The organism is Citrifermentans bremense R1 (genome assembly GCF_000426865.1).
Lineage (GTDB): Bacteria > Desulfobacterota > Desulfuromonadia > Geobacterales > Geobacteraceae > Geomonas > Geomonas bremensis.
This window is the reverse complement of the sequence record NZ_AUGE01000005.1, coordinates 116,633-133,690: the sequence shown is the minus strand read 5'-3', so window position 1 is coordinate 133,690 and position 17,058 is coordinate 116,633. Positions and strand designations below refer to the sequence as shown.

Annotated in this window: 16 protein-coding genes; 13 read left to right on the top strand and 3 right to left on the bottom strand. The window is 62.6% G+C overall.

What is annotated here, in order from left to right; genetic code table 11:
- Positions 1-3 precede the first annotated feature (3 nt).
- The 4 genes from hypF to hypE all read left to right on the top strand — a co-directional run bounded on the left by hypF (position 4) and on the right by hypE (position 4,768).
- A complete protein-coding gene (hypF, locus tag K419_RS0105200) occupies positions 4-2,280 on the top strand; it encodes a carbamoyltransferase HypF (protein WP_026840655.1) in 2,277 nt (758 codons plus the stop codon).
- Between the two features lie 97 nt (positions 2,281-2,377).
- The gene (locus K419_RS0105195; protein WP_026840654.1) at positions 2,378-2,608 is read left to right on the top strand and encodes a HypC/HybG/HupF family hydrogenase formation chaperone; all 231 of its coding nucleotides are present in this window, start codon (positions 2,378-2,380) and stop codon (positions 2,606-2,608) included.
- Positions 2,605-3,696, top strand: a complete 1,092-nt coding sequence (gene hypD, locus K419_RS0105190; protein ID WP_026840653.1) for a hydrogenase formation protein HypD — start codon at positions 2,605-2,607, stop codon at positions 3,694-3,696. The genes K419_RS0105195 and hypD overlap by 4 nt, the downstream gene beginning before the upstream one ends.
- Before the next feature lie 61 nt (positions 3,697-3,757).
- Entirely contained in the window at positions 3,758-4,768 is a 1,011-nt protein-coding gene (gene hypE / locus K419_RS0105185) for a hydrogenase expression/formation protein HypE (protein ID WP_026840652.1), read from the top strand.
- A 57-nt stretch (positions 4,769-4,825) separates the two neighbouring features.
- Here the strand turns inward: hypE and K419_RS0105180 are convergent, their stop codons facing one another.
- The 3 genes from K419_RS0105180 to K419_RS0105170 form a co-directional block, all read right to left on the bottom strand.
- On the bottom strand, positions 4,826-5,098 hold the full coding sequence (locus K419_RS0105180; RefSeq protein ID WP_026840651.1) for a PilZ domain-containing protein: 273 nt from the start codon (positions 5,096-5,098) through the stop codon (positions 4,826-4,828).
- A 402-nt stretch (positions 5,099-5,500) separates the two neighbouring features.
- Positions 5,501-6,352, bottom strand: coding sequence for a response regulator (locus K419_RS0105175; RefSeq protein ID WP_026840650.1), 852 nt, complete (start codon positions 6,350-6,352; stop codon positions 5,501-5,503).
- Between the two features lie 133 nt (positions 6,353-6,485).
- Positions 6,486-7,706, bottom strand: coding sequence for an ammonium transporter (locus K419_RS0105170; RefSeq protein ID WP_026840649.1), 1,221 nt, complete (start codon positions 7,704-7,706; stop codon positions 6,486-6,488).
- Between the two features lie 236 nt (positions 7,707-7,942).
- Here K419_RS0105170 and K419_RS0105165 point away from each other — a divergent pair, with 236 nt between their 5' ends.
- The 9 genes from K419_RS0105165 (at position 7,943) to K419_RS0105120 (ending at position 17,044) form a co-directional block, all read left to right on the top strand.
- A complete protein-coding gene (locus tag K419_RS0105165) occupies positions 7,943-9,100 on the top strand; it encodes an acetoin utilization protein AcuC (RefSeq protein WP_026840648.1) in 1,158 nt (385 codons plus the stop codon).
- A complete protein-coding gene (locus tag K419_RS0105160; RefSeq protein WP_051292880.1) occupies positions 9,078-9,893 on the top strand; it encodes a hypothetical protein in 816 nt (271 codons plus the stop codon). Before K419_RS0105165 ends, K419_RS0105160 begins: the two co-directional genes overlap by 23 nt.
- A 13-nt stretch (positions 9,894-9,906) precedes the next feature.
- Positions 9,907-10,848 carry a tetratricopeptide repeat protein gene (locus K419_RS0105155; protein WP_026840646.1) on the top strand — a complete coding sequence of 314 codons (942 nt, stop codon included), beginning with the start codon at positions 9,907-9,909 and terminating at the stop codon, positions 10,846-10,848.
- 132 nt (positions 10,849-10,980) lie between these two features.
- Positions 10,981-11,385: a CoA-binding protein gene (locus K419_RS0105145; protein ID WP_026840645.1), complete on the top strand. Its 405-nt coding sequence runs from the start codon at positions 10,981-10,983 to the stop codon at positions 11,383-11,385.
- A gap of 54 nt (positions 11,386-11,439) precedes the next feature.
- Positions 11,440-11,868, top strand: a complete 429-nt coding sequence (locus tag K419_RS0105140; RefSeq protein WP_026840644.1) for a hypothetical protein — start codon at positions 11,440-11,442, stop codon at positions 11,866-11,868.
- 183 nt (positions 11,869-12,051) lie between these two features.
- A complete protein-coding gene (locus tag K419_RS0105135; RefSeq protein WP_026840643.1) occupies positions 12,052-12,882 on the top strand; it encodes an ABC transporter ATP-binding protein in 831 nt (276 codons plus the stop codon).
- Entirely contained in the window at positions 12,883-13,887 is a 1,005-nt protein-coding gene (locus K419_RS0105130) for a DmsE family decaheme c-type cytochrome (protein ID WP_026840642.1), read from the top strand.
- Positions 13,888-13,902: 15 nt separating this feature from the next.
- Positions 13,903-16,059, top strand: coding sequence for a porin family protein (locus K419_RS0105125; protein ID WP_026840641.1), 2,157 nt, complete (start codon positions 13,903-13,905; stop codon positions 16,057-16,059).
- 55 nt (positions 16,060-16,114) lie between these two features.
- Positions 16,115-17,044: an ABC transporter substrate-binding protein gene (locus K419_RS0105120; protein WP_051292878.1), complete on the top strand. Its 930-nt coding sequence runs from the start codon at positions 16,115-16,117 to the stop codon at positions 17,042-17,044.
- The last annotated feature ends 14 nt before the right edge of the window (positions 17,045-17,058 follow it).

Genomic DNA, 17,058 nt, shown 5'->3' with positions numbered 1-17,058 from the left:
GCCATGCAGGGCGCGCCGGAGCGTGCCGCCATCGAGATCGGCGGCATAGTGCAGGGGGTGGGTTTCCGCCCCTTCGTCTACCGGCTCGCCAATCGCCTCGGCCTCTCCGGCTGGGTCCGCAACACCGGGGAAGGCGTGCAGATCGAGGTTGAGGGGGATGCCGCCGCCATAGAAGAATTTCGCCGTGCCGTGCGCGACGAGGCGCCTCCTTTGGCGGTGATCTGCCAGCTGCGCGCGCAGCCGATTCCAGCGGCAGGGGCAACCGGCTTCGCCATCGTCGAGAGCGCCAGGAGCGCCGCCGGCGGCGAGGTCTCCCCCGATTGCGACGTCTGCGACGACTGCCTCGCCGAACTCTTCGACCCCGATAACCGCCGCCACGGCTACCCATTCATCAACTGCACCAACTGCGGCCCGCGCTATTCCATCATCACCGGCATCCCCTACGACCGACCCGCCACCACCATGGCAGGCTTCGCCATGTGCGACGACTGCCTCGCCGAATACCACGATCCCGGCAACCGGCGCTTCCACGCGCAACCAAACGCCTGCCCGGTCTGCGGTCCGCATTTGTCCCTTTTGGAGCCAAGCGGCGCCCCGGTCTGCGGCGACGCGCTCAAGCTGGCGCTGGAGGCGCTCTCCCAAGGGAAGATCGTAGCGGTGAAGGGGGTAGGAGGGTACCACCTGGCGGTTGACGCCGGCAACCAGGCTGCGCTGGAGCGGCTGCGGCAGCGCAAAAGGCGCGATGAGAAGCCCTTTGCCATGCTGGTCGCCGACCTCGAAGCGGTGCGCCGTCACGCACACTGTTCCGAGCTGGAGGGACGGCTGCTGCTCGGGGTTGAGCGCCCCATCGTGCTGACGAGGAAGCTTGCCGGCTCCTCCATCAGCGATCTGGTCGCTCCCGGCAACGGGTGGTTCGGGTTCATGCTGCCGGGAAACCCGCTGCAGCATCTGCTGGCCAGAGGCGCAAACGCCCCCCTGGTCATGACCAGCGGCAATCTCTCCGACGAGCCGATCGCCTACCGGGATGCCGAGGCGCTGGAGATGCTTTCCGGCATCGCCGACCTTTTCCTCACCCACGACCGGGAGATCCATACGCGCACCGACGATTCGGTGCTCCGCCTCTACCGAGGGGAGCCGCTTTTCCTGCGCCGCTCCCGCGGTTACGTGCCGCGCGCCGTGCAACTGCCGGCAGAACAGGCAAGCGTTCTCGCCGTCGGGGGCGAACTGAAGGCGACCCTTTGTCTCACCCGCGGGGACCGGGCTTTCATGAGCCAGCATATCGGCGATCTCAAGAACGCGGCGACGCTGGCGTCCCTGGAACAGAGCGCGTCGGACCTGCAGAGCCTTTTGGAGATAACACCTGCGCTGGTGGCGCATGACCTGCACCCGGACTATCTCTCCACCCATTACGCGACCGCTTTGGGGCTTCCGGCCGTGTGGGTGCAGCACCACCACGCCCACATGGCCTCCTGCATGGCGGAGAACGGGCTGGAGGGCGAAGTCATAGGAGTCATCCTGGACGGCACCGGCTACGGGACCGACGGCACCATCTGGGGGGGCGAGTTCCTGGTGGGCGGCTACAGCCGCTTCGAAAGGCGCGCGCACTTTGCTCAGTTGAGGCTGCCTGGGGGGGATGCCGCCGTTAAGGAGCCGTACCGCATGGCGCTCTCGGCGCTCTACTCCCTGCACGGCGATCGGCTTTTCGATCAGCCGCTGGCGGTTCTTTCCGAAGTGGCGCAGGCCGACCGGCCGCTCTTTTTGAAAATGCTGAAAAAAGGGATCAACTCCCCGCTCACTTCGAGTTGCGGCCGGATCTTCGATGCGGTGTCCGCCTTGATCGGCGTGCGCAGCCGCATCAGCTACGAGGGGCAGGCGGCCATTGAGCTGGAGGCCTTGGCCGAACAGGGGGGGGAGGTGGATCCCTACCCGTGCCAGGTGCGGGAAGAGTGGGGGCACGTTTTGGATTTCGCTCCCGCCATCGCCGCCATCTGTGCCGACCTTGCCCAGGGGAGAAGCCGCGCCAATATCGCGCGCGCTTTCCACCGCACCGTAGCCCGCGGCGTTCTTGACGTCTGCCGCAGGCTGCGTGAGGAGACCTGCTACGTGAGGGTGGTGCTCTCCGGGGGGGTATTCCAGAACCGGCTCCTGACCGAGGAGGTGGCGGAGTTGCTGGCAGGCGACGCGTTCCAGGTATACTGCCACCGGTTGGTCCCACCAAACGACGGCGGGCTCGCCTTGGGGCAGGCGGCGATAGCAGGGGCGATGCAGGCTCGGGGTTAGCGACTGAGCGCAGCGCAAGAGGGGGGGCAACCCACAGGTTTTGCTGAATCTTAATCTTAATCTTTATCTGCGACTGAGCGCAGCGAAGGAGCTTTATATGTGTGTCGGTGTACCCATGCAGGTGATCAGTATCGAAGGCGATCAGGCGCTCACCGAGGTCGACGGGGTCAAGCGCGAGGCGAGCCTCATGCTGCTGGACCACGAGGTCAAGGTGGGCGATTTCGTAATCATCCATGCCGGCTTCGCCATCTCCAAGCTGGACGAGGAGGACGCCAAGGCCACTCTGGAGCTGATGCGGGAGGCTTTCGAACCGGAGCTTATGGGATGAACTACCAGGACAGTTTTCGCGACAAGGAGCTGGTGCAGGGGCTGGCGCGACGCATCGCCGAGCTGACCCGCGGGAGGAAGAAGCCGCTGGTGTTCATGGAGGTCTGCGGCACGCACACCATGGCGATCTACCAGTACGGGTTGAGGAGCCTGCTGCCGCCGGAGGTTAAGCTCATCTCCGGGCCCGGCTGCCCCGTCTGTGTCACCCCCAACGGCTACCTGGACCGGGCCATCGCCCTGAGCCGGCTCCCAGACCTCACCATCACCACCTTCGGGGACATGCTCCGGGTCCCCGGCTCCAGTTCCTCGCTGATGGAGGAGCGCGCCAAGGGAGCCGACATCCGCGTCGTCTACTCGCCGCTGGACGCGGTGCGGATCGCCGCTGCCAATCCGGCGAAACGGGTGGTCTTTCTCGGCGTCGGTTTCGAGACTACTGCGCCCACCGTGGCGGGGAGCATCCTGGCCGCCAAGGCGCAGGGGCTCTCCAACTACTTCGTGCTCGCCTCGCATAAGACCATGCCGCAGCCGATGGCGATCCTGTCGGCCGACCCGGATCTCTCGGTCGACGGCTACATCTGCCCGGCCCACGTCAGCGCCATCATCGGGGCCGACGCCTATCGGTTCCTGTGCACCGAATACCAGGTCCCCTGCGTGGTGACGGGGTTTGAGCCGACCGACGTGATGCAGGGGGTGGAGATGCTGGCGCGCCAGGCACAGCAAGGGGAGAGCCGGGTGGAGATTCAGTATTCGCGGGTGGTCAGGTGGGAGGGAAATGCCAAGGCGCAGGGCGTGCTGGCCGAGGTCTTCACCCCCTTCGACGCGCCGTGGCGCGGCATCGGCGTCTTGCCCGGCAGCGGCCTCAGGATTGCCGACGCCTACGGCGAATTCGACGCCGAGCTTGCCCTCCCGGTGCAGGTGGAGGAGCTGAAGGAACATCAGGGTTGCCTTTGCGGCGAGATTCTGAAGGGGAAGGTCGCACCCGGCGACTGCCCGCTCTTCGGCGGCAAGTGCACCCCGGAATCGCCGGTCGGCGCCTGCATGGTCTCCAGCGAGGGGACCTGCGCCGCCGCCTTCAAGTACGGACGTTAAAGAAACGGGCCTTCAACCGGGTCAGACAGGTCAGACAGGTCAGACAAAAAAGGAGCATGCATTGAACGACGACCTCATCCTCTTGGGACACGGCAGCGGGGGGAAGCTTTCCCACCAGCTTCTGGACGAGCTGATCATACCGAACCTCTCCGGGGTCCCGGCAGCGGGACAAAACGACGCGGCCCTGCTCAACATCGGCGGCGTCAAGCTCGCCTTCACCACCGACTCGTACGTGGTCGACCCCATCTTCTTCCCGGGGGGGAACATCGGCGATCTCGCGGTGAACGGGACGGTTAACGACCTGGCCATGATGGGGGCGCGCCCGCTCTGCCTGAGCGTCGGCTTCATCCTTGAGGAGGGGTTTCTCAAGAGCGAATTGGCCCGCATCGTCACCTCCATGCGGGAGGCCGCCGACGCTGCCGGCGTCGCCATCGTCACCGGCGACACCAAGGTGGTACCCAGGGGGAAAGGGGACCGTATCTTCATCAACACCTCAGGCATCGGAGCCCTTGAGCACAGCCTTTCCATCAACGGCGCCGCGGCGCGCGTGGGCGACAAGGTCATCGTCAACGGCTGCATCGGCGACCACGGCATCGCGGTCCTCTCCGCCCGCGAAGGGCTGGAGATAGACAGCGGCATCAAGAGTGACTCGGCTGCTCTCAACGGCCTCGTGACCGAGCTCCTCCCGTTGGGGGACGCGCTGCATGTGCTGCGCGACCCGACCCGCGGAGGGGTGGCGACGACGCTCAAGGAGATCGCGCTGCAATCGGGGGTTACCGTCCAGCTCAGCGAGGAAAATCTGCCGGTGAACGCGGGGGTGAAGGGGGTCTGTTCGATACTGGGGCTGGATCCGCTTTACGTGGCTAACGAGGGGAAGCTGCTGGCCCTGGTGGCGCCGGAGAGGGCCGGGGAGGCGCTGGCAATCATGCGGCGCCACCCGCTTGGCAAGGATGCCGCTGTCATCGGCGAGGTGACCGAGAGTTCAGCCGGCCGGGTGGTGATGGAGACTATGGTGGGAGGAGTTCGGGGAGTGGAGATGCTCGCCGGCGAGCAACTACCCCGCATCTGCTGAGGTAGCGCCCGGCGGATCCGCGCCACTCCCCGTTTCGGTGACTGGCCAGGATCCCACTCAATCGAGCAGGGTTTTCTCAAACTGCAGCCCCATCCCATTGTCGGTTATCCTGACCACCTTAGCCTTAAGGTCGCAAAGTACCTGCGGCGTAAGCGTGTGGTAGATGGTGACCGAGACCGAATCGTTCAGGTCCAGCTTCTTTGCCACGGTAACGAAAACCCCCTTCATGCTGAGGTTCTCCACTTCCCCCTCGATGGTCAGATCACTCTGATGGATGTTGGCTTTTGCGTGTAAGGCCAATCTGGCGAAGTTTCTTTTCTCAGTGTACATCGCCCCTCCCTTTTTTCTAATTAATTTATTATGACCCTGTCGTTTATGTGTTTGTTAGTTTACTTTAATCTTTTTTGAATGCAAGAAAGGCTCGGAAAAGTTCTGTAAATTAAGGTAGCAGGACCAACCCGTGCGCTGTCGCTTCGGAGCACTTTCTCATTCTCATGGGAAACCAATCTAATGGGAGTTCTATGCGGGGTGCAAAAGGCCCCCTCGGCGAGCGGCGGATGAGGGGGGATTTCTCACTGCGGTCGAGAAGAAAAACGGCTCTCTTCTCGGCACTGGTGGTGAACGCGGACATCGCCAAAATTTAGCTGGTGCGGCTGGAAAGGGAAGCGGAAGCGGCAAGGCGTCCGGCACTCGGCTGCGTAGCGGCAAGAGCCGAGGCACCGTGGGGAGAGGTCACAGCGTAGCAACTGCCTGCTGCTCTTTCCCCTTGTCCAAAATCTGGAACGCGCGTTTCACGCGCGAGACTACGCGGATAGTCATCATGGGCTTGGCTATGAAGTCGTGAAAGCCGGCTTTGAGCGCGCGGTGCTCCTCTTCAGGCGAGGCTTTCGAGGTCAAAAGTATCATGGGGGTCCCGGCGCTGGCAGGGTTTGCCTTGATGGCGCGCATCAGGGCGTACCCGTCCATCTTGGGCGCCCCCGCGTCGCAAAGGATCAGGTCCGGCCGCTGAGAGAAGGCTATCTTCAGCCCTTCGACCCCGTCCCTGGCAGTATAGACTTGGTATCCTTCGTTTTTCAGGGCTCCCTCGACGTCGCAGCTCATGCCGGCGCTATCGTCGACCAGGAGGATCTTCAAGGAAACGTTATCCGCTGCCTCGTTACGAAGGTAGTGCTGCTTGATCGCGCCCAGGATCTCCTCGCGGGCGGCCAGTACCTGCACGATCTTGTTGCAGCTATGCTTTTCCAAGAGGTCGAGTGTTTCGCTGTCGATGGGGTCGCTGACGGCGATGGCGAGGACCCCCCCCTGCCGGTTCAGCGGAAAGACCAGCTTGCTGATGGCGATTTCGCCGGGAACCAGCTCTAGGAGCTCGCCGGGAACGTTTTGCACCGTGATCCTCTTCACCATCTCCATCCCCGACTGCTGGGCCAGGGCCTCGACCAGTTCTTCCGGGGTGATCACCCCCATCTCCTCGAGAATGGCCCCCAGCCGCTTGCCCGACCCCTCTTGCCGGGTCAGGGCACGCTCCAGTGTCTTTACCGTGATGATGCCGGACTGTACCAGGATCTGTCCCAAGGGTATCTTCATGATAGAGTACGCCTTATAAATGTTATTAGAAGTCGTTAACATCGGAGATAATACATTCTTCCCTGCAAATTTCAAAATAAAAAAAGGGGTTCCGATACCGGAACCCCTTTTTTTTGCCAATTATGCCGGGCGACTACCGGATATGCTCCTCGGGATAGGCCCCGATGCTGTGAATGGAGAGATCTGCCCCCCTGAACTCGTCCTCCTGCTCCAGCCTTATGCCGACCGTCTTGGAGAGGATGCCGTAGATCAAAAAGCCGTTGCAGAGCGCGAAGACGATGGCGGTGAGGCTCCCGAGGGTCTGGGAAACGAAGCTGACCCCGCCCATGCCGCCCAGCGCTTCCTGGCCGAAGATGCCGGCCGCAATACCGCCCCAGGAGCCGATGACCCCGTGCAGCGGCCAGACGCCGAGCACGTCGTCGATCTTGAGCTTCTCCTGCTCGAGGTGGAAGCCGTAGACGAAGATGACGGAGGCGATGGCGCCGGTGACAAAGGCGCAGAGCGGGTGCATCAGGTCGGAGCCTGCGCAGACGGCGATGAGGCCGGCGAGCGCGCCGTTGTGCACGAAGCCCGGGTCGTTCTTCCCGGCGATGAGCGCTGCCAGCACGCCCCCCACCATGGCCATCAGCGAGTTGACGGCGACGATGCCGGAGATCTTCTCCAGGTGCCCGGCGCTCATCACGTTGAAGCCGAACCAGCCGATGGCGAGGATCCAGGAACCCAGGGCCAGGAAGGGGATGTTGCTGATCGGGATCGGGTGCGACTTCCCCTTGAGGTAGCGCCCCATGCGCGGGCCGAGGATGATGATCGCGGGGAGCGCGAGCCATCCCCCGATCGAGTGCACCACCACCGATCCGGCGTAGTCGTGGAACTCGGCGCCGCCTACCCGCTTGAAAAACGCCTGGAGCCCGGCGCTGCTCTGCCCCCAGATCAGGGACTCGAAGACGGGATAGGTGATCCCGGCGAAGATGGCGCCGGCGGTCACCTGCGGCCAGAACTTGGCGCGCTCGGCTATGCCGCCGGAGATGATGGCGGGGATGCAGGCCGCGAAGCAGAGCAGGAAGAAGTAGTGGGTTATGTCGTAGCCCTGGTTGTCGCCGAGAATTTCCTTCACCGGCTTCAGAAAGCTGATGCCGTAGGCGATGGGGAAGCCGATCAGGAAGTAGACCACGGTCGACACGGACCAGTCGGTGAGGATCTTGACGAAGGCGTTGACCTGGTTTTTCCGGCGTACCGTCCCCACTTCAAGAAAGGCAAACCCGGCGTGCATGGCGAAAACCATCACCGCTCCGAGCATGAGGAATAGTACGTCGCTGCTGCTGCCGAGCGCTGTCGTCGCTGACATCCCGTTCATTTAGCTACCTCCGTTGGTAATGCGCCCCTTCGTTGGGGAAGCGCTCAAAGATAGCAAGCTCTTTGCCAATCCGGTATCTCCGCGGAAACAGTGGCTTCTCCTTTCCCCCCTAATGAGGAGGCAGGCGTATATTGCCTGTAAAATGGGCGAAGCTGCCTAAGCGGTAAGCAGGAATTAGTGGTTGACCTGCCGGAAGCGAGCAGGTAGATTTGTCGCCTATTCGGCCGGAGGTAGCTTTGTCCCGCAAAACCGCTCTCATCGCCTGTGCCGATCTGGCAGGGTACAGCTACGGTGACCACCACCCGTTCAAGGTTCAGCGCTACCGGCTGGCCCACGACCTCATGGAGGCTTACGGCCTCTTGGAGCTGCCGGGGATGGAGCTGGTGCGGCCGCGGCCGGTCGGCGAGGCGGAACTGTTGACGGCGCACAGCCGCGAGTACCTGGACCGGCTGCGGGAGTTCAGCGCTTCGGCTGAACCCAGGGCGGATTTCCGCTTCGGCCTTGGCGACCTGGAGAATCCCGTCTTCCCAGGCGTTTACGACTGGGCCTGCCTCGGGGTCTCCGGTACCGTGGAGGCGGCGCGCCTGGTGACGGAAGAAGGGTTTGCCGCCGCCTTCAACCCCTTCGGCGGCTACCATCACGCCCAAAGAAGCCGCGCTTCCGGGTTTTCTTATCTGAACGACGCGGTGGTGGCCATAAACCGCCTGGTGCAGCAGGGGAAGCGGGTGGTTTACCTGGACCTCGACGCCCACCACGGCGACGGGGTGCAAAACGCCTTCTACCAAAGCGACCGGGTCTTGAGCATCTCGCTGCATGAAAGCGGCGTCTATTTCTTTCCCGGCACCGGCTTCGAGCGGGAGTCGGGCGAAGGGGCGGGGCGGGGCTACTCGGTGAACCTGCCGCTTTTGGCCCACGCCGACGACGCGCTCTTCATGAAGGCGTTCGACGAGGTGGCCTTCCCGCTGATCGCGGCGTTCGACCCGGACGTGCTCTTCACCCAGCTTGGCGCCGACACCTTCAGGACCGATCCGCTCACCAGGCTCGAAGTCACCACCCACGCCTATTCTTATATACTGCGCAAGCTGCGCGCCCTGCAGATCCCCTGGGTGGCGGTGGGGGGAGGGGGGTACGACATGATGAACGTGGCCCGCGCCTGGACCATCGCCTGGGGGGTGATGAACGACCGGGTGCTCTCGCCCCGGCTTCCCGCGTCCTTCGTCAAACTGATCTCGGACCTTGGGTACCCGCACCGCATGCTCCTGGACGCCATGCATTGGGCCCAGGAGGACGACCGCAACCGGGCGCTGGACGCGGTGGAGAAGAGCATCGCTTACCTGCGGGCCCAGATCTTCCCGGTTCTCATCGGCGACTATGGCACTAAACGGAGCACCTGAGCTTAAGCTGGAGGTCGGGGAGAATCAGCTTTTCTCCCTGTACGACATCAACCGGCTGGACCCTCCCGAGAAGGAGGAGATCTACCGGTCGCTTCTCCCTGCGCGCCTGAAGCAGATGCTGCGGCAGGGGGGAGGTACGGTGGAGGTCATCGCCCCGCAGGGGCTGCGCTTTGTGCGCCTGCAGGCCCGCAGGGCCCCGGGCGACCCCGATCCGGTCTTCTTTCTTGAGCTTTGCGACACCCATCACGGGCAGATGGAACTTTCCTTCTGCGTCATAGCCGACCCGGCCGCCCCCCGCTTCGACGTCGATCTCGACCCGCAGGGGCGCAACAACCTCTTCGCCACCCTCGGGAGAAACCTCACCGAGGAGCAAAGGGCCATGGAGGCGGGGCTCTTTCCCAACCAGACCCGCCGTGGCTTGAGGATGTTCGGTGAGTTCCTGCCGCTATTGGAGCTGTTCACCGCGAGGCTCGGCATGGACCTGATCATGGCCGAGCCGCTCACCTACGACAACGCGATCCGCTACGAGAAATACGGCTTCGACTACCTGGTGGGGAAAAGGCTGATGCAGGAGATAGACGCCGGCTTTAAGCCCGGCGGCGCGCTGTTCCGGCGCCTGGACGGCTCCACCCCCTTCCGCAGGCCGGGGATGGAAAAGAGCGTCATGGGGCGCAGCTGGGCCATCCACGACGGGATCATGGACGAACCGTGGGACGGGGTCAGGATCTACAAGAGCATCGGCGTCCATGCCGGGGTGAACACCTTCACCACCGAAGAGCCCCAGGTACTTTAAGAAGGAGACAGATATGGAAGAGACCACACCCATTCCCGGGATTATCTATTACCAACCTGCCGCCGGCAGCCAGGTCACCGGCCTTGACGGCAAGGTGGTCCTGCCGCTTGGCCCCGAGCCGCTGCCGCTTCTGGACGAGGACTACCAAAAGCTGGCGGGGGAAGCCCCGGGCTACGACGCCGTGGGGCGCGGCATCTACCAGGCGCTGCGCTCGGATCCCGGCTGCCGCCACTGCGAGCGCTACGCGCAGATGCTCAAGGGGTACCCACACTACGTGTCCGAACTGGCCACCCACGTCCTCATGCTGGGGGAGAAGGACGTCGAGGTTCCCTACCTGGAGCGGCGGGTGAAGCTCCTGAAGGTGCTCTCCCTCATGGAGCCGCAGGACGGCAACTTCCCCCTGGAGATCGGGGCGACGCTCCTGGAACAGGGGCTGCGCTTCTCGGCGCTGCACCTCTCCACGGTGACCCTGTACAAGGCCGAGGCGTACCTGGAGAAGGCGCTGCGGCTTGCCCCCGATCTGATGAAGGCGAAGTCGACGCTTGCGGAGGTCTATTTTCTCCTGGGCAAATACGAGAAGGCCGCGGCGCTTTGGCGCGAACTGCTCCCGGGCGTGGAAGAGAAGACTTTGGCGGAACTGAACGCGCGGCTGGAGCGTATCGAGAAGGGGGAGGTGCCGAGGGTTCCCGCCGTTGATTACCTGGAGGCGATCGCCTGCTCCATGTCGCTCAGGGAAGAGGGGGCCTTCCAGGAGGCGGCAGCCATTTTGAACGACGTCATGGCGGACGCCTGGTTCGCGCTGGAATTCCCGATGGCGGAAATCCCCTATCTGCTGGCCCTTTGCTGTCTGGACATGGGGGGCGCCGGCGACGCACGGGTCTATCTGCGCCAGGCCCTGAGGCTCAATCCCGATTTTCCCGAGGCCAAAAGCCTCCTTGAGAAACTGCAGCAATAAATAGGGGGCGCTTTATGTTCGGATTTTCCGCGGCGGACTGGATCTTCATTGCCGGGGTGATGGCGGTAATCTTCTTCTTCGTCGCGCTAAGCGGCATGCGCAAGAGGTAAATCAACCTTTCGGAGGTGCATTATGGCAGTCCCGGATCTGAAGCAGATACTTACCAGGTACCGCACCGTCGCCGTGGTCGGGCTCTCCCCCGATGCCGGCAAGCCGAGCCACGAGGTGGCCCACTACCTGCAAAAAGCCGGTTACCGGATCATTCCGGTCAACCCCGCCTGCCAGGAGGTGCTGGGGGAGCGCTGTTATCCCACCCTCGCAGAGATCCCCGGCGAGGTCGAGATCGTCGACGTCTTCCGCCGCTCCGAGTTCCTGCCGGAGATAGTGGAGCAGGCCATCGCCAAGGGGGCCAAGGTGATCTGGATGCAGGAAGGGATCATCAACGAGGCCGCAGCCCAAAGAGCCATGGACGCGGGGCTTGAGGTGGTGATGGACCGCTGCATGCTGAAGGAGCATGCCAAGGCGCTGCATCGATGATCCCTCCCGCCGGGAGCGCGGTACGAAAGCGGCTGGAAACGAAGGGGGGCGGCGATGCCCGCTGAGCGCACCCCCTTTGCGCTGTTGCCGCTTGCCGTGGTGGCCGGCTTCTCCATGCTCATGGCCTTTTCCAACTACGGCGCCCCCTTCCCGTTGCTGGGTGTCATCTACGAGGGGGGGGCGGCGAAGTCCCTCGCCTTCATGGACTCGCTCATCTCTCTCTACCTGCTGATCGGGGTGCTGAAACGGCAGCAGCTGACCGTCTGGCTCCTGATGGCCTACAACCTGTTCGACATCTGCAATGCCTGGATCAACCTCGCCATCATTCCCGTCGAGGAATACGCGAAGCTCGCGGCCGTTGCTGTCTCTGAGGACGACCTCCGTTTCAATACCCTTTTCGCCACTGTCATAGTCGTGCTGTTGAACCTGTACCTTTTCCGTATCAGGCGCCAGTTCGACAACCGCTCTCCCTATCTTTTTTAGGCCGCTGCCGGTGCCGTTTCGTCGTTACCTAATCGTAACTTATCACAAACATTCCTGTTGCCAGTGAACGTCCATCTCTGTTAGTATGTGGCGCGTCTCATCCAGCCGTCAGGCGCTCACAGCTCCTGTCAAGGTGAGGGAAGCCTCCGCCGGCACCGCCCGCGGCGCGCTCAAAGGAGAAGGATGTTCGAGAAGATAAAACACGGCCTGTCCGCCTCCTTCTTTCATCAGGATAGCCATCGCCCGGTAAATCTGGAAGATACCAGGGGGGTCGGCATCCGGGTCGAGCAGTTGAACAAGTTCTTCGGGCCGAACCACGTGCTGAAGGACATCGACCTGGAGATCTACGCCGGCGAGACCTTCTGCATCATCGGCCCCTCGGGTACCGGTAAAAGCGTCCTCTTGAAACACATCGTCAAGCTGGAGACCCCCGACAGCGGCGAGATCTTCATCGACGACATGCCCATCTTCGCGCAGGGGCAGGGAGCCCTCGCGCGCGACTACCGGTACAGCATGGTTTTCCAGTCCTCGGCGCTTTTCAACTCGCTGACCGTGGGAGAGAACGTAGGGCTTTGGCTTCGGGAGAAGAGGGTCTGCAAGGAAGCGCAGGTCCGGGAGATCATCAAGCAGAAGCTGGAGATGGTGGGGCTCGTCGGCAAGGAAGAGCTCCGCACCTCCGAACTCTCCGGCGGGATGAAAAAACGCGTTGCCATCGCGCGGTCGCTGGCGATGAACCCGGACCTGATCCTCTACGACGAGCCTACCGCCGAACTCGATCCGGTGACCACGGACGAGCTGGCCAACACCATCATCAAGCTCAAAGAAAGCACCCGGAACACGACGGTCATCGTTACCCACGACCTGAACTTCGCGCTGTACATCTCCGACCGCATCGCCATGATGCACGGCGGCTCCATCGTCGAGGTCGGGACCCCGCGCGAGATCAAACGGAGCGAGAACCCCATCGTGCGCGGCTTCATCTACACCACTACAAAGGGGATAAGGGGGGAATAGATGGCATCTGCACGCACCCTGCGCTGCATCAAGTTGTTTATCCTCGTGGCGCTCGTCCCCATCATCTCCATTTCCTGCGCCAACCTCAAACAGAGCCACCCGCTCCTCCCCACCCGCGACTACGAGAAGATGATCGTCGGGAGGCTCGACGCCGAGTACGTCGGGACCAACAACTGCGTCTCCAAGTGCCACGCCCACGACAAGATCAGCGACGACTTCGGCCACAGCATCCACGGCGAGCAGATCAAGCCCGAGACCGGGCTTCCCCTGGTCAACTGCGAGTCGTGCCACGGCCCCGGCAGCCTTGCCATCGCGCACCTCTCCGACGACACTGAGGAGAACACCCGGCTCAAGAAGAAGTGCGACACCTCCAAGTTCCTGGACATCATGAATCTCCCCCCGCAGGCCCAGTCCCTGATCTGCCTTAAATGCCATTCCGCCGCGTCCATCCCGGCCCTCGCCCACTGGCGCTCCAGCGTCCACGCCTTGAACGACGTGAGCTGCTTCGACTGCCACAAACTGCACCAGGGGCCCCAGCAGAAGGTAAGCCGCGACCAGATGTCGGAGATGTGCTTTAGCTGCCATCCACAGGTGCAGGCGGAGAACTCGCTTTTCTCGCACCATCCGCTGCGGGAGAAGAAGATGTCCTGCGTGGATTGCCACGAGGTGCACGGCTCGACGCAGGAGCGCCTGCTCAAGGGAAACTCCATCAAGGAAACCTGCACCAGGTGCCACATGGAGAAGCAGGGGCCGTTCGCCTTCGAACACGGCGACGTCACCGAGAACTGCATCAATTGCCACACTCCCCACGGGTCGGTGAACAACAACCTGCTTAACGCGAGCATGCCGTTTCTCTGCCTGCAGTGCCATACCGGGCACCTGGCCATGGAGACGCCCGGGTTGAAGAGCCTTTTCACCAATCGCTGCACCGACTGCCATTCCCAGGTGCACGGCACCGATACCCCCTCCCAGGCGCTGACTGGCAGGGGCACGCTGCGCCAGTAAACGCAAAGGAGCCGGATGGTGAACAAGCCTCTTGATCTTGTATCTACCGTAATCTCGCCTCTTATCTTGCTGCTGCTGGCAGCCGGCAGCGTCTGCGCGGCAGAGGGGGGCATCATCGAGGTGCCGGTGGCGGACGCAGACCTTTTGGAGGCGCCCCCTGAGCCGGAGCCGCAGCTGCTGGTGGACCTGAACCCGCTCCCGGCCGAGTACGACCGGCAGGTCGAGGTGCTGGAGCAAAAGGGAGGCTCGCTCGGGTACAACTGGCTTTTCAGGGATCGAAACGCCGGGCGTGCCCTTGAGTACGGCTTCTTGGAATCCAGCCGCAGCGGCGGCGTCTTTTACCGGCACATGGAAAAGGACAGCAACCTCGAGCTGGAAGGGTTCTACCTTAACGAAAACGACTATCACGGCGACCTGATCCTCGACTACAGCGGCGATTATCGCCTGCATCTGAGGACCGAGTCGCTCTACCACAACCTGGACCGCGAAGTCCTGTTCTCCCCTTCTTTTCAGTCAGGGTCAAACAGCGGCGGCTTAGCGACCTATGAGCCGATGCAGCTCGATGCCGGCGCCAAGTACGGCGTCAGCGTGGTGCAGGACCGGGCCGACTTCCGCTACCGTCTGCACGACTTCCCAATGCACCTGAACCTTGGCTACTGGCGCTACCAGAGGGAGGGGAGCGTACAGCAGATTTTCTCCGACATCGCCTTCGAGGGAACGGTGAACCGGGTGTTCGCGCAGGCAAGGCCGGTCAATCAGCAGGTCCAGGAAGGACGCCTGGGTTTCGACGCCCATCTGGGGCCGGTCGACGTCATCTACGATTTCAAGTTTCGCAGCTTCGAGGACAAGCTCTCCACCCCAATCGCCGACTACGTGGCGCGTCCCGACCTGGCCGGAAATCCTCTCACCCTGGCAGGGGCGCAGCAGCACAACGAAAATCCCGACAGCCGTTTCTACTCGCACACGATAAAGCTGCACAGTTCCATGTCCGGCGGACTCGTAACCGGCGCCTCCTACTCGGTGGAGCAGCGCGAGAATCTTTCCAAACTGACCGATACCGTCGGGGTACAGCACGCCAGGACCTATCTGCAAAACGCCGCCGGCGACTTCGTCTATACGCCCGACCGCGAGTACACCTTTTCCATCAGATACCGGCGCCAGGAGGTGGAGCACGGCAACCGCGGCGCGGTATTAAGCTCAAACCTGCTTCTTCCCGCAGCGCTGTCGCGCCCCCCCGTCGACACGGTGAAGGATGTCGTCATCGCCTCTGTCTCCTACAAGCCGCGGCTAAACCTCTCGCTGCTGGGTGAGTACCGCGGAGAGTTCCTGCAGCGAAAGCACGTATCCGACTTTCCTTCCGATTCGACCTGGGCCTTGCCGGAGAATTCCAACACCAACACCGGATCCCTCTCGGCGTACTACCGCCCGATCAAGGGGCTGCGCACCAGCGCCCATTACAGCTATGCGGAGACCGACCACCCCTCCTACGGGGCCTCGTTCGGGAAAAGGCAGGAAGCTAAGCTCCTGGCGAACTACACGCGCAGCAACGTATGGGGGTTGACGGGCCACGCCCTTTTCAGGCATGACAAAAACGACGAGGTGTCGCACTACCTGGTGCTGTTGAACCCGGCGAACCCAGACCCGGTCAGCTACACCGCCTCTCCCCTCACCTACAGGGACAAGCACAGCGAAAACTCTAACATAGGGGCATGGGTAGTTCCGGTGCACAGGCTGACCCTGGGGGCGAACTATTCCTACCTGCGCAACAAGATCGATCAGCCGGTGCTCTTTACCGGGGTCTTTGTCCCTAGCCAGTCAGGGGCCAAGTACATGAATCGGGCCCATGTCTATTCCCTCAATGCTGCGTACGCTGCGACCGAAAAGCTCGACCTCTCGCTTTCGCTGCAGCAAAGCGAGTCGACCTCGAACTTCAGCCCCGACCCTGCTGTCTTCACCGTGGTCATACCGGGGAGCACCGCGGGGATCGGCGAGTTAAGCACCTTCCGTACCGTCCAGCGCACCGTTTCGGCGCGGGGGGAGTACCGCTTCAATCAGGTGCTGTCGACCTCGCTTGAGTACACCTTCAGGGATTACGAAGACAAGAAAGCAGAAAACAGCGCCTTCAACGGATCGGCTCATGCGATAGTAGCCGTGGTCGCGGCCAAGTGGTGATTAAGGACAAGGAGCAGGTACCCTGAAATCGATCCGCTTCATATTCCTGCTGATTATGATATGCGCCCTGGTACCGGCGTCGGACTCCCGCGCGGCCGGAAAACTGGTCGCCGCGCTTCTGACCTGCGATCTCCCGCGCTATCGCGAGGCCCACAAGGCCTTCGTGAAGGCGCTTGTGCTCAAGGGGTATGACCAAAGCAACGTCGAAGTCATCACCCAGACCCCCAACCCCGATCTCATCTCCTGGTCCAACAGCGTCCGTAAGTTCAACGCCATCGGCGCCGACGTCATCGTCGCCTACGGTACCTCCGCCGCTTTGGCTGCGCTGCGCGAGTCGCACGATATCCCGATAGTCTATGCCGATGTCTACGGGCCGGTCGAGACCGGGGTGGCGAAGAGCATGGTATCGAGCGGGCGCAACATCGCCGGGGTCAGTTCCAAGGTCCCCCTGGTCACCCTGGTCAAGACCGCCATGGATCTCAAGCCGATCCGGTCGCTGGGCGTTGTCTGCGCCAGCAGGGAGGAAGGGTCCCAGGTCCAATTGAAAGAGGCCCGCAGGATAGCCGCGCAAGCAGGACTGGTCGTGGTCGAGGCGAACCTCGCTTCCTCGGCAGGGTTCGATGCCGCGCTTGCGTCGCTTTTCGCTTCCCGTGTAGACTGCATTTACGTCACCGAGTGCACCGTGGGCAGCCGCAATTTCGAGAAGATCGTGCACCGCGCCACCGACCTGAGAATCCCGGTGATCTCGCAGATGCCCGGGGCGGCGCACAAGGGCGCGACTATCTCGCTTGAGGCAGACCCGGTTGAGCAGGGGCAAGTGGCCGCCGAGTACGTAGCTCGCATACTGGCTGGAAAGAGGCCAGCGCAGCTTCCGGTAGTGACCCCCAAACGCGTTGACCTGATCGTCAACATGAAAGCAGCCAAGTCCCTGGACTTGAACGTCCCCTTCCCGGTGCTGACCGCGGCGACCCGGGTTCTTAAATAGATAGGTTGAGGTAT